The following is a 22,371-nucleotide window of genomic DNA, read 5'->3' on the forward strand; positions in this document are numbered from 1 at the left end:
TGAAGTTTTATGGAAAATGTTTTCATAAATAAACTCGACGCCAACACGTACTCATAAAAAAGCAGCGCCTCGGCGCTGCTGGTTTGCTGGTGTCAAGACTCACCCTTGGGGAGTCCTATGCTTGGCTAGCCAACCAATGAGGGTATTGAATGGCATGGGTTTGGCGAACAAATACCCCTGTAGCACGTCGCACTCCAGCGACAGTAAATATCGCTCCTGTTGGTGGGTTTCGACACCCTCGGCAACCACGGTGAGCTCTAAATGATGAGCGAGTGCAATGATTCCCTGCACGACGGCGGCATCTTTGCTGTTGTCACCAATATTGATAATGAAGCTGCGATCGATCTTGATTTTATCGATGGGTAAGTGGCGTAGGTAGCTAAGACTCGAAAACCCCGTGCCAAAGTCATCGATCGCAATACTGATCCCCATGTTTCGTAGCGCGTGCAGCGTATCGATGGCGGCGTCGGTGTCGTTCATTAAAATACCTTCGGTCAGTTCCAGCTCCAGTGCGGTGGGCGGGAGACCTGCGGCGTCGAGGGTGTTGCGTAGCGAGCTCAAAAAGCTAGGGCGATGAAATTGCATGGGAGATAGGTTGATCGCCATGCGGCAGTCGCTCGGTAGATCTGGTGGCAGTTTCATGAAGTCTTGGGCGGCACGCTCCATGACCCACTGACTCAAGCCGATGATTTGTCCCGTCTCCTCGGCGATGGGAATGAATAGCGCAGGTGAAATGGGGCCTTTGACAGGATGATTCCAACGAAGAAGCGCCTCGAAACCGCGTACATCGCCCTCTCGACCCAGCAGTGGTTGATAATGCAGTTCGAATTGCTCTTGGCTGATGGCTTCTTGAAGGTCGTTTCTCAACGTGACGCGCTGTGTCAACTTCTGATTGATATCGTGTGTAAAGATTTGCTGGGTATTTCGCCCTTGCTGTTTGGCTTTGTACATCGCCATGTCTGCCTGTTGAAGCAGAGCCGCCGGATTATCGAGGCCCTCATCGCCGAGCGCGATACCGATACTCGCCGAGAGATAGAGTTCGTGCCGGTCGATGCGATAGGGCTGGGCGAGTTCTAAGAGCAAGCGTTCGGCCACCTCTTGTGCTTGATGGGGAGCGTCCAAATCAGGCAGCAGAAGCACGAATTCGTCGCCGCCAAAGCGACAAAGCGTATCCGAAGGGCGAATCACGTCCTCCAAACGACGTGCCACGTGGATCAATACTTGATCGCCGATGGCATGGCCCAACGTGTCATTGATCGGCTTGAATTCGTCCAAATCGATGAACAGCACGGCGAGCTGCTGATGGTGTCGCTTGGCTAAGTCGACGTCATGGCGTAAACGATCTTCGAACAGCGCCCGGTTGCCAAGTCCAGTAAGCGCATCGTGCGTTGCATGAAATGCCAGCTCGTTTTCGTGATCTTTTCGTTCTGAAATATCGTTGATAATGCCCACAAAGTGGGTCGCTTTGCCATCTTGCGCACGCACGGGGGATATGAACACGTTGTTCCAGAATGCGCGTCCATCTTTACGATTGTGACGAATCGTCAAGCTGATGTCTTGCTGACGGGTGAGCGCGTCTTGGATCTCTTGTACCTGTTTGGGGTCAGTATCTGGTCCCTTTAAAAAGTCATAATTTTGTTGCTGGGCATCGTCGAGTTCATAGCCGGTGATCGCAACGAAGGCGGGGTTGACGTAAATGATTGGGAAGTCGTCGCCGCGAGCCTCACAAATCAACACGCCATTACTGCTCGCCTCCAGGCTGCGCTGAAAGATACGCAATTGCGCCTCGTTGAAACGCAGGGCGGTCATCTCTTTTACCACGCCGTACACGCCTACCACCGTTTCCATGACCACTGTCGGTAGAAACGAGATATCGACGAAGTGCAGTTGCCCCGTTTGGCTAGGAAGCTCGATTTCTATACGCTGTGCCACGCCGGTGAGCGCCTGGCCAAAGACTTCGTCGATCGATTCGCGCTGCTCGGTGGGCACGAAACTGTCAAGGTGTTGACCGATGATATCGGCTTCGCTCATGCCCATCAGCGTCAGAAGTGATTGGTTCACGCTGAGGAAGTGGCCGTCGATATCGAGCGAAAACACGCCGTCTGGATTTTGAGTAAACAGTGAGCGAAAGCGCTGTTCGCTGTCTTGTAGGGTTTGCTGGTGGTGATAACGCTCGATAGCCAAACGCATTAATCGCAGAGCGCTAGGTAGCAGCGTTGGTTCGGTATCGGCGGTGTGGTTGGCTGCCGATGCGGGCATCTGCTGCGACAGCAGTACCACCACGCCCAAAGGCAGTTCCTCTGAGCCGCTTATGATATGTACGTCGGCGCAAACATAGCCATTCTCGGCCGCCATTTGGGTAAACGTCAGCGACATGTTGGTATCTGGGGTAAGACGCGTCGTCGATTGCCCTTGCTGATGTAGTTCTCTGGCCAGCGTGACGAGGCTCTCGCTGAAGGATAGCGAGTCTTGGAGGGCAAACGGTAGACTGCTGGAGAGTACTTCCACTCGGTAGGTCGCTGTGTTGTCTAGCCGCCATATGGCCGCGTGGCAGTGTGGGCTTTGTTGTTCCAAGAGCCGGCAAATTTGCAGAAGGGTGGCGCTGCAGGGCTCGTCGCGAGCAATCATGGCTTGAATGCGGTGCTGATCCTCCAGTGCCTCTTTGGCTTTGGCAAGCTCCCGTGTCCGCTGAGCTCTTGCCGCGATCAAGGCGAAGCTAAGCACCAGTTGATAGGTGAGTAGCAAACCCGCTATGCCGATACTGGCAGCAAGGAATTGAGCGACATCGAACGTAGGTGAAGGGCGCGGCCAAAGGCTCAAGTTTAGCGCCGCATCACCTGGCAGCCCAAGGCGCTTCTCGCTAAGGGGGGCGTCCTGTGGTCGTGCTTCTTGCTCATCTGTCGCGGTGTCGGCTGAGAGGATGGAACCGCCTGCATGGCTGATCGAAAGCGAGAAAGCTTGATCCGCAATTTGGGTCTCTTGAGTAATGAGATAGGCTATATCGATGACGGCCACGAGCTGAGCCCGTTCCTCGACCGAGGGGGTCACTGCCAAAAGAGCCATATCAGGGCGCTGTGGATCAGGAAAGAGCCACTGAACGGTTCGTGGCTGATTCAGCCAGCGTAATACCGGCTGACTGACGAGCTGGTCATCCAGCCATAAAAGTTCGTTTTCCTGCTGAGCATGTCGCCAGACGTCTCGCGCTGAGGGGAGGAAGTAGGCCAGGGCGCGGATGCTGGGATAATCACGCCAGTAGCGAGCCACTTCCTGTTGGCGAAAGATCTCCTCTTCGGGCAGGTTTTGCCAGCGTTCAGCGAGACGTTCAAGGATGACGGCACGAGAGTTCAGTGTACGTTCGACACTGGTGGTGACACTGGCGAGCGTGTTCTCTGCTTCTGTGCGGATGGTGGCATGCTGACTCCAACTCAATAAAAACCAAGCGCTCATGCTCAGCGCTACACCCACGATGCCTGCAGCAACAGCGGCTTTGCTCAACGAGGCCGCCAAGTGTGGGACGTGCCGACTCACCATGATCATGGCCAAGCCAAACGAGAAACACAAAAAAGCGGGTAACGGAGCACTGGCGCGAGGCAGCCAGTTAGGCAGTGCGACACCTAAATTGTGGAGGAGCGTTATTGCACCGATCCCCCACAGCACCATCCCCCCGCTCTGCCATATGCGACGTTGCCAGGCACCTTTGGGTCCGACCCATAAACAGAACGCCGCGAGCAGGGAAATAGGCGCGGCTTGGCTGGGTAGCCTGGGCTGCCCGGTGAGCCAAGAGACGCCCGAGCTGCCAGCAAAGGTGTTATGGATAGCCGTATAAAGCGCCAACAACAACAGGGTAATGCCCGCGATACGTCGCCAGCGAGGGGCGTTTGCCATGACGGCGCTCAAGCCCAATCCCGAGAGTAGGATGACGAGCGAACTATCGGGAAGTATCGCCAGTGCTTGCGGCTGGGGCAGGCGAGGCACAGTACCAAATATCAAGCTGGCACCACCGATAATGACCGTGGTGGTTAACAGCATGAGTAGGCCCGTCTGTAACGCTAACTCACGGTTATTGACATCCATTAGGCAGCGGCCACCTAAAACAGGGTGGGAATCGATATCGATATAGCGATTGCACAGTACAGGCCAATACTCTCAGCGATCCCCTAGGCTGGCAAGGCGCCATCCGTCGAAAGTCGGCTCTACAAGGTGCGCCTATCAACGCTAAATAGCGACTGCGTTTATAGTTTATCGGTTGGGGACATATAGCTTTACCATAGAGCTGTGTAGACTGGGGAAAGACCTCTCGATTTGCAAGGACACCTCATGACCGCTGCAACTTCTGCGCCTGTACCGCCCATTGTGGTAGGGGTCGGAGCCTCGGCTGGCGGGCTCGAAGCCATTTCCAACCTGATCCGACCGCTCGACCCTGCGTTGCCTATGGCGTTTGTTGTGCTGCAGCATGTGTCTCCTAATCACAAGAGTATGCTGGTGGAAATCCTCAGCCGAGAAACACGGCTGCAGGTGGTGAGGCTCGAACATCTACAGCGCCCTGAGCCAGGGGTCATCTATGTCGTGCCCGCCAACACCAACGCGACGATCAAAGAAGGTGCGTTTCACACGACGCCCGCGTTGCCCCATATCGTGCCTAAGCCCTCAATCAACGATTTTTTCTCATCATTAGCCAGTGATGCACATGAATCTGCCGTCGGCATCGTGCTATCTTGGACGGGATCGGACGGCACTGCCGGGTTGCGGGCGATCTTAGCCGCCGGTGGCATCACCATGGTGCAAACGCCAAGTAGCGCCAAGTACGATGGGATGCCCCAATCGGCGATTGATGCCGGGGTCATCGACTATATTCTCGACGTCGACGAGATGGCTGCTCGGCTGTCTGAGTTGGCGCGCCTAGAGTGCGCGAGCCTCGAAGGAAACCAAATAGCGGTGCCTCCGCGGGTGCTTTCGTTGTTAAAAGAGCGTCGCCATCTGGATTTTTCCGGCTACAAACTGGGCACGTTGAGTCGCCGGATCCGCCGTCGTATGGTGGCCACTCACGTCGCGGACATTCAGCAGTACGTTGCATTGTTGGAGCGCGACCCCTCTGAGCTTGAACAGCTTGGACGCGATATATTGATCTCCGTAACGGCTTTTTTTCGAGATACCACGGCGTTTGACGCGCTCAAACGAGTGATTCATTCCATGGTAGAAGAGGCCGATGCGGGCCCGCTGCGTATCTGGGTAGCGGGCTGTGCGACCGGCGAGGAGGCATATTCCCTTGCGCTGTTGATCGCTGAAGCGAAGCGCATGCTCGATAGCAGCGTGGTGGTGCAGATTTTTGCCACGGACATTGACGAATATGCATTAGAGATAGCCCGGCGTGGTCGTTACCTAAGCGCTGCATTAGAGGCGCTATCGCCCGACCTATTGGCCCGCTATTTCACTCGCCTCGAACACTTTTATGAAGTGAACAAAACCTTGCGGGATATGATTGTGTTTGCAAAGCACAATTTGGTCGACGACCCACCCTTTTTGCGCTTGAGTCTGATTACCTGCCGGAACGTCTTGATCTACTTCGATAGTGAGCTTCAGTCTAAAGTCCTGCAGCGCTTCCATTTTGGTCTTAGGGTAAAAGGCACTCTGTTTTTAGGGCGTTCCGAGAGCATTGGACACTGTGAGCCACTGTTTACTCCAGTCGACCGTCGCGAACGACTATTTGCCAAACAGGGCGAAAGTCACGAGATCATGAATAACGCGCCGACGTCCAGAAGCGTCATGTCTCCCGTGAAGCGCCAAGATCGAGACCTGCAGCAGCTTTTGGATGCCCTAGTTGCGCACATGGGGATCACCGTGGCCTTATGCGATGCTCAGGGTAACGTTCAGCATACCGCCGGGGAGGTAAAACGTTTCTTACGCTTTCCTGCCGGACGCACGCAGGTGGGCATTCAGGATGTCATGATCGACCCTTTTTGCGGTGAACTGATGTCCTTGTTACACCAGTTCAACAAACAGCGAACGCCACAGCTAGGGCGACGTCGGCGGCTTGACGATGAGTGGTGGCAGCTCAGCGTTCGTGGGCTCACCGACCAAGGAGACGAGCGGCGTATCTTGATCGTTTTGGCACCGCTGGCGGATATCGAAAAGCCAGCTCGAATGCCGCTCGACCAGCTCATGGAGCCACCTTTACTCGATGGCGCCGATAGTTTAGAGGATGAGCTAGAGGCCACTCGCGAACATTTACAGTCGCTCATTGAAGAGCTAGCGACCGCCAATGAGGAGATGCAGTCGCTCAACGAAGAGGCCCAAGCGTCTAATGAAGAGCTTCAGGCCACGAACGAAGAGTTGGAAGCGTCCAACGAAGAGCTGCAAGCGACGAACGAAGAACTGATCAGCTTGAATGAAGAGCTCAACGTGAAAACCGGCGAGCTGACGAAGCTCAACGAAGAATATACCTATCTGTACGATGCGCTCGATTTTCCGCTACTAGTATTCGATGGTGCACTTTGTCTCAAACGCTACAATGCGCCTGCTGCACGCTCGTTCAATGTTCGTCCAACCGCGCTGATGCGCCATGTGGCGGGGCTTCGCTTACCGCAGGTGTTCGATGATCTAGAGGACGCCATGGCAGACGTTGCCCGGCAGGCTGCACCGGTGGAGAGCGTTATCGAACTCGAAGGGCGACTACTACAGCGGCTGATCACCCCCGGCATCAATCAGCAAGGGACGGTGGAGCTACTGGTCGTTACGTTGATGGACGTGACCGACCTGAGCCAAGTGCAAGCGAAGCTCAGACAATCTCAAGCGCAAATGCAAGCGCTAATGGAAAACAGCACGATCATGGTCGCGTTGAAAGATCTCAACGGACGCTACACGTTTGCCAATCCGCAGTTTCTCAAAACGTTTGGTCTCACGAAAGAGCAATTGATTGGGCGAAGTGTCTTCGAGCTTTTCCCAGACGCATACGCAGGCTCGGTATGGGCGCGGGACATGGATGCGGTGCGCTTTCAAAAAATCGTTGAGGCTGAGCATACGCTCCCCAGCGATCACGGCACTGCGCGTGTCTTGTCCTGCGTGCATCAAGTGCTACGTGACGAGCAAGGCCATCCCTACTTGATTTTGACTGAGTCTGAAGATATTACCGCGCGTAAACACGCCGAACGAGAAATGCTGGTGGCCTCGAAGGTCTTCGAGCAAGCTGGCGAGGCGATTGTCGTCATCGATGCCCAAGGCAATGTTAGGTCGGTCAATAATGCGTTTAGTCGCATTACGGGGTACGCGGCTGACGCTGTCGAGGGACAGCCCGCGCTACCCTTGCTGTACCGCGACGATGACAGCCAGGAGGGTAGGCAACGACGGGGCACTTGCTATGTGCTGTGGGACATCGTCAAACAGCACGGATATTGGCAGGGTGAAGTGTTCAACAAACGCCGAGACGGCACGTTATTTTCGCAGTGGCTAACGCTCAATATGATCGAGCCCGATAGCCAAGACGAAGCGCTATGTGTAGCGGTCTTTTCGGACATCAGCCATATCAAGGAGTCGCAGCGCCAAGCAGAGTATTTGGCCACCCACGATGCGCTGACCGGCTTGCCGAATCGAACGCTGTTTCAGGACCGTCTCAAAGTAGCGATTGCTCACGCCAAGCGTAGTGAGCAGGCCAGCGCACTAATGTTTTTGGATTTGGACAACTTTAAGAGTATCAACGATACCCTGGGGCATGACGTTGGGGATGAGCTGCTCATTCAAGTCGCGCATCGTCTGAAAGAGCTGGTGCGGGACATGGATACCGTTGCCCGCCTAGGCGGTGACGAGTTTACGGTCATCCTCGTGGATACCTCCATCGAAGGGGCCGAGCAGGTCGCTAAGCGGATTGTCGAGGCACTCTCCAAGCCTTTCGACGTGCGCCGTCATGCGCTGTTCGTGACCTCTAGCGTTGGCTTGGCGTTCTGCCCCGATGATGGTGACGACGTGGCTGGGCTCACCAAAGCCGCTGATACGGCAATGTATCGAGCCAAAGAAAATGGTCGTGATCGGTTCGAATTGTTTAAACCCGAGCTTCAAGCACGCCTGATGCGTGATGTCGCCATCGAGCATGCCCTGCGCGACGGAATGGAACACGACCGTTTACAGCTGGTGTACCAGCCGAAATTCGTCTGTGTCGACCAAGGCGCGTTATCCGGAGCCGAGGCGCTGCTGCGGTGGGTCGATCCCACGCTGGGACAGGTAAGTCCTGTCGATTTCATACCGGTGGCCGAAGCGACCGGCCTGATTCTGGAGCTGGACCGCTACGTAGCATTGCAATTGATTCGCCAATTGGCCAAGTGGCGTGACGATGGACTGACGCCGCCGCCAGTGGCTATGAACGTATCCGCGCGTAGTTTTCAAGAGGAGCGCTTCATTACGCATCTGTTCGGCTGCTTGAAACAGTACCGGGTGCCTTGCTCACTGATTCAGGTGGAAATCACGGAAAGTACCCTAGTGGATCGGTCGAGTTCGGCGTTGGGCAATATCGAAAAGCTGCGTGAAGCGGGCATTAAACTGGCCGTGGACGACTTCGGCACTGGTTACTCATCGCTAGCGTACTTGAAGCGGCTGCCCTTGGCCGAGTTGAAAATAGACAAAAGCTTCGTGGATGGTTTAGGGGAAAAAGACGAGGGTGATCGCGCCATTGCGCTGGCGATTTTGGGTATGGCAAAGGCCTTGGGCATTCGCACCGTGGGGGAGGGGGTCGAAACCTCCTCTCAATTAGCGTGGTTGATTGAAAACGACTGTGACTTTGTTCAAGGTTACCTACTCTCGAAACCGTTACCGCTGGCCGAATTCACGGCCTTGATTACCGGCAGTGGTCACCCCCACGATGCCCCCTCTCAGGATGTAGTGTCATGACCCAATCCCGTGGCTTTATCCACCACTGTGAGCAGGAGGCGCTACACCTTTCTGGCGCCATTCAGCCCCATGGTGTGCTGCTGATTACCGATGTCGATGGCACGGTCTCACACGTTTCGGCCAATGCAGAGACTCTATTGAGGGATGTGGAGCCCCAAGTAGCCCTGGGAAAGCCGTTGCCCGCCTTTCTTGACGGTATCGTCAAAACGCTCCCCAACCTAGGTCCTGGAGAGCGGCATGCGGGTCAATGCGAAACGCCCCGGCAAGAGTTCGATGTCGTGGTGACTCAGCATCATGGGCGCGGTTTGATCTATGAATTGTATCCTGTCGATGCCCATGCCGCACCGATGGTTGCCGTCAGCCCTCCTACGGCTGTGCCGGAGAGTGCTGATGAGCTGGCAAGCCAGTGTCAGGCGCTAATGGATAGCCTGCTGGCGGTGAGTGGTTTCGACCGGGTGCTCTATTACCGTTTCATGCCAGAGGGTGATGGTGAGGTGATCGCCGAGGCGCGCCGCGAGGGCGTGACGGGCAGCTATCGTGGGCTGCGTTTTCCCGCCAGCGACATACCCTATATCGCTCGCCAACTCTATTTGAAGAACCCGTGGCGTACGATTCCCGATGCCACGGCCGCCCCTGTACCGATCTATGCGACCCAGGCCGATGCAACGCCTGACTTGAGCTACGTCGACCTGCGCAGTGCCTCGCCAGTGCACTTGGAGTACATGGCCAATATGGGCATTGAGGGTGCCGTCTCGCTACCGATCATCCAGGGGGGAGAGTTGGATGCGCTTATCTCTTGCCATGCTGCTATGCCCAAACAGCTTACGCTCAGCCAGCTTGAGTCCATACGTACGTTGAGTGAGGGGTTTAACTTACGTCTGCGCGATTTCAAAGCGCGTCGGCGTCAGCAAGTCATCGATGGTCTGCAGCGCTACTTCGATCACGCTAAGTCGGTGCTGATGCGTCACGGCGAGCTTGAAAGCGCCTGGGACGAGTTGAGCGAGTGGTTGATGGACACCTTCAGTGTAGATGGCGTCATACTGCAGATGGGGGAGGAGTACTACCAGCAAGGCGTAGGGTTGACGCCTCATGTGATGGCGATGGTCGCAACCCAGGCTGCGAAGGAGTCCAGCAATGTTTGGGTCAGCGAGTGTCTGCAGCGTGACTGCCCGGGGATGCCGCTTAGTGAAGTGGCGGGTGTGGCATTGATCAGCGATCTTCCCTTCGACTCGCATCATACCGTCAATCTTTACTTATGCCGCGTGGAGCACATTTACAACGTCACCTGGGGAGGCAATCCCGATAAGCCGGTGGATTACCGCGAAGGAGGCAGCATGGTGTCACCAAGGCGGTCCTTCGAAGCTTGGGTCGAACAGCGACTGGGGCACAGCCGACCCTGGACCAAAAGTACCCGTCTTCATCTTTTAAAACTACGTGCGCTGCTCCAGCAAGCCAAGACAATACCGTGGCGGCAAAATGAAGCATAAAGATGCAGGGGGGCTACTGGCGCAGACACTAAGGCTCGCGACGAAAGCCGACCATCGCTGCATCGACCATCATCCGGCATTGGTGACACTGCTGAGTCCTCACCTTGATAGGACCCGCTTTGGACGTGGGCTTGCGGCGCTTTATCCTGCCATTGCCGGGCTGGAGTTTACGTTAGATCAGTCGCCAGTAGATGACGAAGCGCGCTATCCATTGACCCTGCGGGAGCCACTGCTTCGCCAGGACCTCGTAGGCCTGAATCAACCGCAGCAGTCGGCTTGGCCGTTCACCGCCCCCGCCAACGCATACGAAAAGGTGGGAATGATGTACGTGCTAGAGGGGTCTCGACTGGGCGGACAGCTGATTGGTCGGCATGTTCGGCGCTTACTGGGGGAGCAGGTGCCATGCCGTTTTTTTACCGACGTGCCGCTGACTCCCCACGCATGGGCTGCTTTTTGGCACTATGCCGAAGCCGTGTGTCCTGAGTCCACATGGCCCGACGTCGTTATGGGCGCTCGCCAAGCCTTTGGTGAGTTCAACCAAGCGCTCACTGCGGCGCTTCCCGCCGACGACGCCATTACGCCAGCCCTAGCGCCCATAGAATGAATGCGTCTTGGCGTGCGGCATCCCGCCAGGCTTTGAACCTGCCCGAGGCGCCACCGTGCCCACTGCTCATGTCGGTATGCAGCAGAATGGGCGCGTCTCCCTGCTGCGCCTGTGTGACGCGGGCGTAGAACTTGGCAGGCTCCCAGTAGCTCACCCGAGTATCGAACCAGCTTCCTTCGACCCACAGCGCTGGGTAACGCTGCGGTTGGATGTTGTCGATAGGCGAGTAGCCCGCGATACGCTTGGCGACATTTGGGTCTTCAGGATTCCCCCATTCCGTGTACTCGGCCGTGGTGAGCGGCAGCGCTGGGTTTTGCATGGTGCGCAGCACATCCAGAAAAGGCACATCCAATACGGCGGCACAGAACGCCTCGGGCGCGCGGTTAAGGCAGGTGCCTACCAGTAGCCCACCGGCGCTGGCCCCATAGGCGATCACCCGCTCAGGTTGACTGACATGGGCGGTGACGAGGGCCTCACGGGCGGCTAAAAAGTCGTGAAAGCTGTTTTCTTTGTGGGCCATCTTGCCCTTCAAGTACCACGGTTCGCCGCGCTCACCACCACCCCGCACATGAGCCACGGCAAACGCGACGCCGCGTTCCAGAAGCTCCAGTCGGGCAATCGAAAACCAGGGGTCCAGTGCGTCCCCGTAGGCACCATAACCGTACAGCAGAGTGGGCAGCGGTTGGTCGGCCAAGTCGGTCCGCATGACCACCGAGATGGGCACCTGCTCCCCATCGTGGCTGGTCGCCCATATTCGGCGACTGGTCAATTGCTCAGGTGTCAGGTGGCCGTGAACGGCGACGCGCTTCAACAGTTTGCGTTGACCGCTATCGAGATCCAGGGCGTACCAGCTTGGCGGGCGGGTGAACGACTCTTCTCGTAGATGCAGCGTGCGCGTATCGAAGTGGGGCGAGTCTTCCAGAAGCTGTGAGCAAAGCGTTTCCGGCAGCGCCAAATAGCCATCGAATAGGAAATGATGTTGCGCATCCAGTTCCACACGGCGCAACCTTACCTGTGCATCTTGATGGCTGCGCTCGGCCAGAATTAGCCCCCATGAGAATGCATCCATACCTTCGAGCGTTGCATCGTCGCGGTGAGGAATCAGCGTTTGCCAAGGCGCCTGTGGGTTGCTCAACGAATCGGTGCGGATGTCTAACTGGAAGTGTGGTCCCGTTTGGTTGTTCAAGCGATAGAACGTGCCAGGGCGATGATCGATACTTACCTCTACACCCGGTTGGCGAGCATGAAGACATACCGGCGGGACGGCTGGCCGGTGGGCTGGAAGAGCAAGCACTTCCGTGGTCTCCTTCGACCCAGTTTCGATCATTAACCAGGCTTTCGAGCGTGTTTTGCCCACGCCGACCCAGAATTCCGGATCGGCTTCGCGGAAGATCAATTCAGGAGATGGCTGACCCCCGTCCTTGGCAAAAGCGACCCACAGACGCCATAAGCTGTCTGGTCGTTGGGTGTCGTCGAAGCGGGTGAATAGAAGCGTGGCACCCTCGGCGCTTTGGTCTTCCGCCCAGCAAACGCTAGGGCCGATATCGCTAATTAGCTGACGGGGCGCTCCGTTAGGCAGCCTTTTCAACCACAGCGTAAAACGCTCGTCACCCTGAGTATCTTCCGTCCAGGCCAGCCACTGCTCGTCGGGAGAGAGGGCCATGTCCCCCATATCAAAGAACGGCTGATGAGCAGCGCGCTCGCGGACATCGAGAAAACAGGTTTTTTGCTCTGGCTGGCCGTTGGGGTAACGCCACCAGCAAGGGTAATCATCTTCCGCGCCGGTCTCGCTCCAGAACGTAAAGTGGTCAAGCGCTGTCTCTAGACTCTTGACCGCTAACTCCCTGCGTGCAAGGTGCGAACGGTAGAGCGTATCCGCTAGGGGTGAGAGGGGGGCAAACCAGTCGGCATGCTGCTGGTTGGCCGCAGTGATGAAATCGCTGACGTCAGTGCTCTCGCGGTCTTCTAACCAGTGCCATTCAGGATCATCGGCGCGATAATAGTGCGCGACGGGCGAGCCTTCGTGCATACCAGGCTGTGCTTTCATAAATTGACAGGTACCATAACGGGAAATCAACGTCGGGTGATTCCACCCACATGAGGGGTATTATGCTGTTTGCAGACTCAATGTCACTGCTGTGGTTAAGTTATTACGGTCTTTCACTGCTGGTTCTGTTAGCGGTGTACTTTGCGTTGGCCCTGTTTCCACGTCTGCCAAGATTAGTGATCACCTGGTGCGTGCCGGGCGCCATGTGGATGCCTGCGAACTACCGCTTGCCGCTGGTTGAGGAGGGGGAGTTTTATACCGGCTGGGCGCCCTCGGCGATGGTGGCGGCCGTTGGTTTCTTTGAGCACAGCGCAAGCGCCATGCGTACCGGGCTGCTGTGGGCCGTGCTGGGCGTAGCGCTGGGGGCAGGCATTGGCATCGCGCTGTGGTGGTGGCGTCGCCCGTTGCCTGAAGAGCACACCCCGCCGCGCCATCAAGCGGAAGAGGCCCCCCAGCCGACACGTCGCCGTGAACCGGTCATCCGCTAGTGGGAGAAGCAGCAAAGGAGCGCGCCCATGTGTGAATTGCTGGGCATGAGTGCCAACGTGCCCACCGATATTTGCTTCAGCTTCTCAGGCTTCTTGCACCGCGGTGGAGGCACAGGCCCGCACCGCGACGGTTGGGGTATCGCCTTTTATGAGGAGGGCGGCTATCGCGAATTCAGAGACCCTCACCCGTCCGTAGATTCACCGATTGCCCGCTTGATCTGTGAGTATCCGATCAAATCCAACGTCGTCATCAGTCATATTCGCCAAGCCAACGTGGGCGGGGTAAGGCTGGCCAACACGCATCCGTTTACCCGTGAAATGTGGGGTCGGCCTTGGTGTTACGCTCATAATGGTCAACTGAGCGACTGGCAGTCGCTGCCCTTAGGGATGTACACCCCGGTGGGCAATACCGATAGCGAGCATGCGTTTTGCTGGATCATGGGTGAACTGCGGCGCACGTTTCCTATGCCACCGGCTTCGCCAGAGGCACTATGGGAAACACTGCATTCACTATGTGAGCAGCTCAGGGGTTTAGGCGTTTTTAATTTACTCCTTTCTGACGGCGTCTATCTTTATAGCTATTGCACCACCAAGTTGGCGCACATCACTCGGCGTGCGCCCTTTGGTGAGGCGGAGCTATCTGATGCTGAGATGACGGTCAATTTCATCGAGCATACGACGCCCAACGATATCGTATCGGTCATTGCGACTGAGCCGCTCACTCAAAACGAGGCATGGCAGCGCATGGTGCCAGGGGAGTTACTGGTATGGCGTGAGGGAGAAATCAGCGCGCGATATTGTCCATAATGCAATAGGGTTCGAAGGGTATAAGCTAAAGTTGAAACGTAAGTTTCAATCGATCGTTTTACAGTGCCCTAAACGTCGTATATCGTTGGCATTTAGTCGCTTTATACAACCCCACCACAATAACAAGGTCGGTCTCATATCGACACGGATAGCGGAGATAGCCCATGAGCGAACACGCCAACACCTCTATTTTAAGCGGACCAGCGCTTGAAGGGTTGGAAGACTACCACTCTATTACGGATGTTTTTCACTCAGCCGTCTCACGTTTTTCAAGCAAGCCCGCGTTTACCTGCATGGGCAAAACGCTGAGTTTTTCCGACCTTGACCGTCTTTCGGCTCACTTCGCGGCTTGGCTTCAGCATGAGACCGACTTGGTGCCAGGAGACAGGATCGCCATCCAGTTGCCGAACGTGCTTCAGTTCCCCGTGGCAGTGTTTGGTGCCTTGCGGGCGGGGCTCGTGGTGGTCAACACCAACCCGCTGTATACCGAGCGGGAGATGGCGCACCAGTTCAAAGACTCCAATGCCAAGGCCATCGTGATCTTGGCCAATATGGCCGACAAGCTAGAAAAAGTGCTCGATAAAACGGACATCAAGCATGTATTGGTAACGCAGCTTGCCGACCTGCACGATGCCCCCAAGCGTTGGCTCATCAATGCCGTCGTGAAGCACGTCAAGAAAATGGTGCCTGCCTACTCGCTGCCCAGCGCCGTTGGCTTTAGAGACGCACTGAAGAAAGGCGCGTCGCTAAAGCACACCCCTGTGGAGCGCACGTTGGAGGATTTGGCAGCGCTGCAGTACACGGGCGGCACGACCGGTATGCCTAAAGGGGCCATGCTGACCCACCGCAATTTGGTGGCGAACATGCTACAGGCCCGTTCAGCCATCGGTGAACATCTCACCGATGGTGAAGAGCTGGTGATTGCGCCGTTGCCTGTCTACCACATCTACACCTTTACCGTGAACTGCTTGTTCCTGATGGAAACCGGCAATCACTCGCTGCTCATCACCAATCCTCGAGATTTGCCCAATTTCGTTAAAGAACTCAAAGGGCTGCCGTTTACCGGTTTTATCGGCCTCAACACGCTATTTAACGCGCTATGTAATCGTGATGACTTCAAACAGCTCGACTTCTCCAAATTGAAACTGACCATTTCCGGCGGCATGGCGCTGACCAAGGCGGCTGCTCAGCGCTGGGAAGAGACCACCGGTTGCCCGATTGCCGAAGGCTACGGCCTTACCGAGACGTCGCCTATCGTCAGCTTCAACCCCAACGATGCCATTCAATTGGGCACCATTGGCAAACCGGTCGCGGGTACGTCGGTGAAAGTGGTGGATGGCGATGGCCAAGATATGCCGTTTGGAGAGCCAGGGGAGCTGTGTGTGAAGGGCCCTCAGGTCATGAAAGGTTATTGGCAGCGTGAAGAGGAAACGCGTAACGCCATCGATGATGACGGCTGGTTCCGGACAGGAGATATCGCTGTATTACAGAGCGACGGCTACATCAAAATCGTGGATCGTAAGAAGGACATGATTTTGGTGTCGGGTTTCAACGTCTACCCCAATGAGGTCGAGGACGTCGTCGCAGCACATCCAGATGTGTTGGAAGCAGCGGCCGTGGGCATCGCCGATGAGAACGCGGGTGAGGCCATCAAGCTATTCGTGGTGTCGAAAAACAGCCAGCTCGATGCCGAGACGTTACGGGCTTGGTGCAAGAAAGAGCTAACTGCGTACAAAGTGCCCAAATACATCGAGTTCCGCGATGAGCTACCGAAGACCAACGTTGGCAAGGTGCTGCGCCGCCAACTGCGTGATCAGGAAAAGCCTTCTACGCCATAAAGCTTGAGTACTCGGTCAAGCGGACGTTAGGCGTCTCGTTCGCGAAAGCGTTACAATGGTCGGCCCACTTGCAAGTGGGCCGACGTTTATTCTGAGATGGAACCGAGCCTAACGTGACCACCGACACGCACTCATCCCGTATCGACACCCTGCAAGACAACGCTTCCTCACTAGCAACGCTCAAGGCGTCGCTAGATCACGTCATGCGGCGTGATCAGGAGCGGCTCTCGCGTCGGGTGGCGGGCCTACGGCGGCGGCAGCGAGAGAACAAACCGATCGACCGCGGTTTGAACGAGGTGGAGCGGGAGGTCGACCAAGCCAAGCAATTGCTGGCCCAGCGGGAAAGCCTCCGCGTGACGCTGGATTACCCGGCAGAGCTGCCGGTGGTAGAGCGCCGTGAGGATATTCTCGCCGCGATCCGTGACCATCAAGTGGTGGTCGTGGCCGGGGAGACGGGGTCGGGTAAAACCACTCAGTTACCTAAAATGTGTCTGGAGCTGGGTCGTGGCCGTAAAGGGTTGATTGGCCATACTCAGCCACGGCGTCTGGCGGCGCGCAGCGTCGCGGGGCGTCTGGCGGAGGAGTTGAGCGTACCACTAGGCGAGCAAGTAGGCTATCAGGTCCGTTTCAACGACCAAAGCTCACCGAGCACGCTCGTCAAGCTGATGACCGACGGAATCCTGCTGGCCGAGACTCAACACGATCCTCTGCTGCTCCGTTACGACACGCTGATCATTGACGAAGCCCACGAGCGCAGCCTGAACATCGATTTCTTGCTTGGCTACCTCAAACGGTTGCTGCCTAAGCGTCCTGATCTGAAAGTCATCATCACCTCGGCCACAATCGATGTGGAGCGTTTTGCGGCGCATTTCGGCACGCCTGAAACGCCAGCGCCGGTGGTCGAGGTGTCGGGCCGAACGTTCCCGGTAGACGTGCATTACCGTCCGTTGGCGCGCAGCGATGAGGATGAAGAGGACCGCACACTGCAAGAAGGCATCGTTCACGCCGTGCGAGAAATCGAAACGATCGAACGAGAAAAAGGCTGGCTGCATGGCCCCCGGGACGTACTGGTGTTTTTACCCGGCGAGCGGGAGATCCGTGAAACTGCCGATACGTTGCGCCGTGCTGACTTGAAAGGCACCGAGATTTTGCCGCTGTACGCGCGCCTCTCCAACGAAGAGCAGAATCGGGTGTTTGCTCCTCACCGGGGACGGCGGATCGTACTGGCGACGAACGTGGCCGAAACCTCACTCACCGTGCCGGGGATACGCTACGTCATTGACCCGGGCCTTGTGCGCATCAGCCGTTACAGCTACCGGGCAAAAATTCAGCGACTGCCCATCGAGCCAGTCAGCCAGGCCAGCGCCAATCAGCGCAAGGGCCGCTGCGGCCGGATCGCCGAAGGCGTCTGTATTCGTCTTTACGACGAAGAGGATTTTCTGTCTCGGCCCGCGTTCACCGACCCGGAGATCCAGCGTACCAACCTGGCGTCGGTCATTTTGTCGATGCTGGCACTCAAGCTAGGCAGTATCGAAGACTTCCCCTTCGTCGACCCGCCCGATAGTCGCTTCGTCAAAGATGGCTTTAGGCTGCTTTTCGAGCTCGGTGCCGTCAACGAGAAGCAGCAACTGAGCACACTGGGCCGTAAGCTGGCGAAGCTGCCCATCGACCCTCGCTTGGCCCGTATGGTGTTGGCTGGTGCAGAGCGGGGCTGCCTGCGTGACGTACTGATTGTCGTATCGGCGCTGGCGATTCAAGACCCCCGCGATCGGCCCGCCGACAAGCGCCAAGCCGCCGACCAGGCGCATCAGCGCTGGCACGATCCGGATTCCGACTTCGTGGCGTTGTTGAACTTGTGGCATGGCATTGATAACGCCCGCGATGCGCTATCCGGCAACCAGCTGCGCCGCTGGTGTCGCGAGCACTACATCAACTACCTGCGCATGCGCGAGTGGCACGATACGTTTCGCCAGCTACGCCAGCTGTTGCGGGATATGGATATCGAGGTGCCCGCACCGCTACCCCGTGATGAGAACGAAAGCGAAGAGCAGGCCAAGCAAGCCAGACGGAAAACGTCCGGTAAGCTGCATCAGGCGTTACTATCGGGTCTGCTCTCCCATTTGGGCACGTTACTTGAAAACCGCGAGTACCTCGGCGCGCGAAACCGCAAGTTCATGATTCATCCAGGCTCAGGGCTGGCCAAGAAAACCCCCAAATGGGTCATGGCCTTCGAGTTGATCGAAACCACCAAGCTGTTTGCCCGCACCGTCGCCAAAATCGACCCCCAATGGATCGAACCGCAGGCGGAACACTTGGTGAAACGCAGCTACAGTGAGCCTCACTGGGAGATGAAGCGTGCCCAGGTGGTCGCCTTCGAGCAGGTCACTCTGTTTGGCCTACCTATCGTAGCGCGCCGTCGTGTTCATTATGGGCCCATTGCGCCACAGGAGTCGCGGGAGCTGTTCATCCGCCGGGCGCTAGTGGAAGGCGAGTTTCAAACCAAAGGGGCGTTCTTCGCCCATAATCGTGCGCTAATCGATGAAGTCGAAGCGCTAGAAGATCGCGCCCGTCGGCGGGATATTCTCGTTGACGAAGAGACGCTCTTTGCCTTCTACGACGAGCGCATACCCGCAGATGTCGTCAATGGCAAGGGCTTCGAGCACTGGCGTAAGCAGGCCGAGCGTCAGGACCCTGAGCTGCTCAAGTTCGATATCGATGCTCTCAAGGCCCGGGATGCCCATGACGTCACTCTGGCGCAGTATCCAGATCATTTAACGCTGTCTGGCGTCGCGTACCCGGTCAGTTACCACTTCGACCCGGATGCCGCCGACGATGGCGTGACCCTAACCGTGCCTGCGGCCATGCTACCGCAGTTGCCCGTTCATGCCCTTGAGTGGTTGGTGCCGGGGCTTCTACGCGAGAAGTGTATTGCGCTTTTGAAATCGCTGCCGAAAAGCATTCGTCGTCAGGTAGTGCCCATTCCTGACTGGGTCGATGCTGCATTGGAGACGCTAGCGCCCGATGAGCGGCCGCTTACCGAAGCGTTGGGTGAGTTCATTCGCCGACGTACCGGCACCCGTGTTCATCCAGACGATTGGCGTCTCGATTTGCTACCCCCGCACCTGATCATGAACGTGCGAGTGGTCGATCATGCGGGTGACATGCTTGGCCAGGGGCGCGACGTGAGGGCACTAGAGAAGCGTTTCGAAGAGGCGGCTAGTGCAGGGGCCCAGGCGTTGGCCGATCAGGCAAGCCAAGCGCCTTCGATGGACGAACTACCTCAGACACCGCTGCCCGAGTCGCGTGTGACCACGCAAGCGGGCATTCGTGTAGAAGCCTATCCAGCGCTGGTCGCCAATGGGCATCATTTCAACGTCAGCCTGTTCGATCACCCTGCGAAAGCCACTGCGGCCCACCAAGAGGGCGTTGCCCGGTTAGCCATCGCAAAGCAGCCCGAGCAAGTGAAAGCGATCAAACGCTTGCCTGGGGTGGAAAAGTGCGCGCTGCTATTTGCTAAAGTAGGCACTAAGCAGGTGCTCGTGGACGACTTGCTGCTAGCAGTGTTTACCCAGGTGGTGGCGACACATCCGCTGCCGCGCTCTGCCCCTGAGCTCGCCGAGCGTCTCGATAGGACCGGCGACTCGCTGATTCCCTATGCGGTAACGCTTTTGGAGCGGGTTGAAAACGCCTTGAAAGGGCATTTAGCCGTCACCAAGGTGCTTAAAGGGAAGCTCAATTTTGCGTTAGCGCTCGTTTACAGTGATGTGAGCGCACAGATGCAGCGGTTGGTCTATCCTGGCTTCATTCGCGATGCTGGGGAGTGGCTTGATGAGTATCCACGCTATACCGAAGCCGCGTTGATTCGCCTTGAAAAGGCGGCCCGCGAACGAGGTCGTGATCAAATGATGATGCAGGATGTCCAGGCGCTCGAAGAACGCTTCGACGCGCGACGCAAAAGCGAGCGACGCGGTAACGCTGAAGACCCGGCACTCGTGGTATTCGGCTGGTGGCTCCAGGAGCTGCGTGTTTCTCTGTTTGCGCAGCAGCTCGGAACAAAAATGCCGGTGTCAGTAAAGCGCCTGGAAAAACGCTGGGAAGAGATCACGCATCCCTAACACAGCGTTCGTCAGCACAGAGCAGGATGGTCTGCCTGCACGATACTATTTGACTGATGGTTTCGGCTTGACGTGTCGAGGCCTCTTAAGGAGACAGCATGACCAACGTAGTGATCACCGGTACTGGGCTTTACACGCCGGAAAACGCCATTGACAACGCGGCGTTGGTCGCTGCTTTCAATGCTTGGGTCGATCAGCACAACGCCCAGCATGCCAACGCCATCGCACGGGGCGAACAAGAAGCATTGGCATATTCTAGCAGTGAGTTCATCGAAAAAGCCTCGGGTATCAAAAGCCGCTACGTGCTCGATGCTGACGGCATCCTTGATCCCCAGCGCATGCGACCCAAACTGCCACAGCGTCGTAATGACGAGCCCTCCATCCAGTGTGAGATGGCCACCCAGGCGGCACGCCAAGCCTTGTCGGCGGCTGAGGTGGATGCCGCAGATATCGAGCTGGTCATCGTGGCGTGCTCTAACTTAGAACGCGCTTATCCAGCGGTAGCGGTAGAAGTACAGCAAGCATTGGGTACGTCTGGCTACGGATTCGATATGAACGTTGCCTGCAGCTCCGCCACGTTTGCGCTGGAAACGGCGGCGAATGCGATTGCGGCAGGCAGTGTCAAGCGGGCCTTGATCGTCAACCCGGAGATCTGTTCGGCGCATTTGAACTTTAGAGACCGTGACAGCCACTTTATTTTCGGCGATGCTTGTACGGCTATGGTACTGGAAAATGACGACGTGGCGGTGGCCCGGGAACGCTATGAGATCCTTGGCACGCGGCTAGTCACCAAATTTTCCAACGCGATTCGCAACAATGCTGGGTTTTTGAACCGTGTGACCGACAGTGATCCGCAGGCGTTGGACAAGCTATTCGTGCAAGAGGGACGACGCGTTTTCAAAGAGGTCTGCCCGATGGTGGCTAAGCTCATCACCGACCATCTTGCCTCGCTCGAGCTGTCGGGTGCTGATCTGACGCGTATGTGGCTTCATCAGGCCAACCGCCATATGAATGATTTGATTGCACGTAAAGTGCTGGGTGTAGAACCTAGCGAGACACAGGCCCCGATCATTCTCGATCGCTATGCCAACACTAGCTCGGCAGGCTCGATCATCGCTTTCCACCTTCACCGCGAGGCGTTAACGGACGGGGATATCGGCGTTATCTGCTCGTTCGGTGCAGGTTACAGTGCGGGCAGCGTGGTGGTGCGCCGTCAGTAAGCGTGTGGCGATTCGAGAGTGAATGTTGAGAAGCGCGAGCAATACGGGAAGAGGACAACGCATGCTGAAGGGGTGGGCAATGCAAAGACAAGCGGGAAATGGATGGCAGAAGCTGTTGCCGCTTCTGCTATTCACGATGCTCGGCATGGGCGGCTGCGCGAGCACAGGGGCTTCTCAAGAGGAGGGAGCGGCGGAGGCGCAAGTGGCCGCTGATCCACAGGATCCATGGGAAGGTTTCAATCGACGCGTGTTTGCGTTCAACGACGTATTGGACCGCTACGCTCTCAAGCCGGTAGCGCAGGGGTATAAAACCATCACGCCTGAACCTGTTCAAACAGGGGTAGGTAACTTTTTCTCCAACTTGGCAGAGATACGCACGGCGCTCAACAGCTTACTCCAGGGCAAGCCTGCTAATGCAGGGCTCGCGACCTCTCGCTTTTTGATCAATTCTACGGTAGGTATCGGCGGCTTGCTGGACTACGCCACTCTGATGGAGATCACTGCCGATGAGGAGGACTTTGGTCAAACCCTAGCCGTATGGGGCTGGGAAGATTCGCGCTATTTGGTTCTTCCGCTGTTTGGCCCTAGCACGCTGCGCGATGCCACCGGTCGACCTGCCGACATGGCCGCCTATCCGCCCACTTACCTAGACGAAGATCGTGTCAGGATCGGTCTGACAGCGCTGAACATCATCGATATACGTGCGGGCTTGCTGGATCAAGAGTCGTTGATTTCGGGAGATCGCTATCGGTTCGTACGCGATGCCTATTTACAGCGCCGACAGTTCGAGGTGAATGACGGAGCGCTGGGCGATGACCCGTTTGCCATGGATGATTTTGATTTCGACGATACCGACTTTGGTGACGACGATTTCGCCGATTGAGGCCCAAC

At 56.8% G+C, this 22,371-nt stretch carries 11 protein-coding genes; 9 read left to right on the plus strand and 2 right to left on the minus strand.

Annotation, left to right across the window (positions count from 1 at the left end; translation table 11 throughout):
- Positions 1-99: 99 nt before the first annotated feature.
- Positions 100-4,074 carry a putative bifunctional diguanylate cyclase/phosphodiesterase gene (locus GYM47_RS06355; protein ID WP_153842438.1) on the minus strand — a complete coding sequence of 1,325 codons (3,975 nt, stop codon included), beginning with the start codon at positions 4,072-4,074 and terminating at the stop codon, positions 100-102.
- A gap of 243 nt (positions 4,075-4,317) precedes the next feature.
- On the opposite strand from GYM47_RS06355, the gene GYM47_RS06360 reads away from it, so the two are divergent.
- The 3 genes from GYM47_RS06360 to GYM47_RS06370 are packed head-to-tail and all read left to right on the plus strand — an operon-like array spanning position 4,318 to position 10,965.
- Positions 4,318-8,874, plus strand: a complete 4,557-nt coding sequence (locus GYM47_RS06360; protein ID WP_153842439.1) for an EAL domain-containing protein — start codon at positions 4,318-4,320, stop codon at positions 8,872-8,874.
- Entirely contained in the window at positions 8,871-10,361 is a 1,491-nt protein-coding gene (locus GYM47_RS06365; protein ID WP_153842440.1) for a GAF domain-containing protein, read from the plus strand. Before GYM47_RS06360 ends, GYM47_RS06365 begins: the two co-directional genes overlap by 4 nt.
- Positions 10,351-10,965, plus strand: coding sequence for a biliverdin-producing heme oxygenase (locus GYM47_RS06370; RefSeq protein WP_139525625.1), 615 nt, complete (start codon positions 10,351-10,353; stop codon positions 10,963-10,965). Before GYM47_RS06365 ends, GYM47_RS06370 begins: the two co-directional genes overlap by 11 nt.
- On the opposite strand, the gene GYM47_RS06375 is transcribed toward GYM47_RS06370, so the two are convergent.
- The gene (locus tag GYM47_RS06375; protein WP_153842441.1) at positions 10,937-13,012 is read right to left on the minus strand and encodes a S9 family peptidase; all 2,076 of its coding nucleotides are present in this window, start codon (positions 13,010-13,012) and stop codon (positions 10,937-10,939) included. The genes GYM47_RS06370 and GYM47_RS06375 overlap by 29 nt on opposite strands.
- Before the next feature lie 62 nt (positions 13,013-13,074).
- On the opposite strand from GYM47_RS06375, the gene GYM47_RS06380 reads away from it, so the two are divergent.
- The 6 genes from GYM47_RS06380 (at position 13,075) to GYM47_RS06405 (ending at position 22,363) form a co-directional block, all read left to right on the plus strand.
- A complete protein-coding gene (locus GYM47_RS06380; RefSeq protein WP_153842442.1) occupies positions 13,075-13,500 on the plus strand; it encodes a hypothetical protein in 426 nt (141 codons plus the stop codon).
- A gap of 27 nt (positions 13,501-13,527) precedes the next feature.
- Positions 13,528-14,307 (plus strand): class II glutamine amidotransferase, encoded by a 780-nt coding sequence (locus GYM47_RS06385; RefSeq protein ID WP_153842443.1) that lies wholly within the window; start codon positions 13,528-13,530, stop codon positions 14,305-14,307.
- Between the two features lie 164 nt (positions 14,308-14,471).
- Positions 14,472-16,145 carry an AMP-binding protein gene (locus GYM47_RS06390; RefSeq protein WP_153842444.1) on the plus strand — a complete coding sequence of 558 codons (1,674 nt, stop codon included), beginning with the start codon at positions 14,472-14,474 and terminating at the stop codon, positions 16,143-16,145.
- 203 nt (positions 16,146-16,348) lie between these two features.
- Positions 16,349-20,260, plus strand: a complete 3,912-nt coding sequence (hrpA, locus tag GYM47_RS06395) for an ATP-dependent RNA helicase HrpA (RefSeq protein ID WP_231125545.1) — start codon at positions 16,349-16,351, stop codon at positions 20,258-20,260.
- A gap of 98 nt (positions 20,261-20,358) precedes the next feature.
- Positions 20,359-21,480 (plus strand): beta-ketoacyl-ACP synthase III, encoded by a 1,122-nt coding sequence (locus GYM47_RS06400; RefSeq protein ID WP_139525631.1) that lies wholly within the window; start codon positions 20,359-20,361, stop codon positions 21,478-21,480.
- 79 nt (positions 21,481-21,559) lie between these two features.
- Complete coding sequence (locus tag GYM47_RS06405) at positions 21,560-22,363, plus strand: MlaA family lipoprotein (RefSeq protein ID WP_231125525.1); 804 nt, start codon at positions 21,560-21,562, stop codon at positions 22,361-22,363.
- Positions 22,364-22,371 lie beyond the last annotated feature (8 nt).

This window comes from Vreelandella piezotolerans, from assembly GCF_012427705.1.
Taxonomy (GTDB): domain Bacteria; phylum Pseudomonadota; class Gammaproteobacteria; order Pseudomonadales; family Halomonadaceae; genus Vreelandella; species Vreelandella piezotolerans.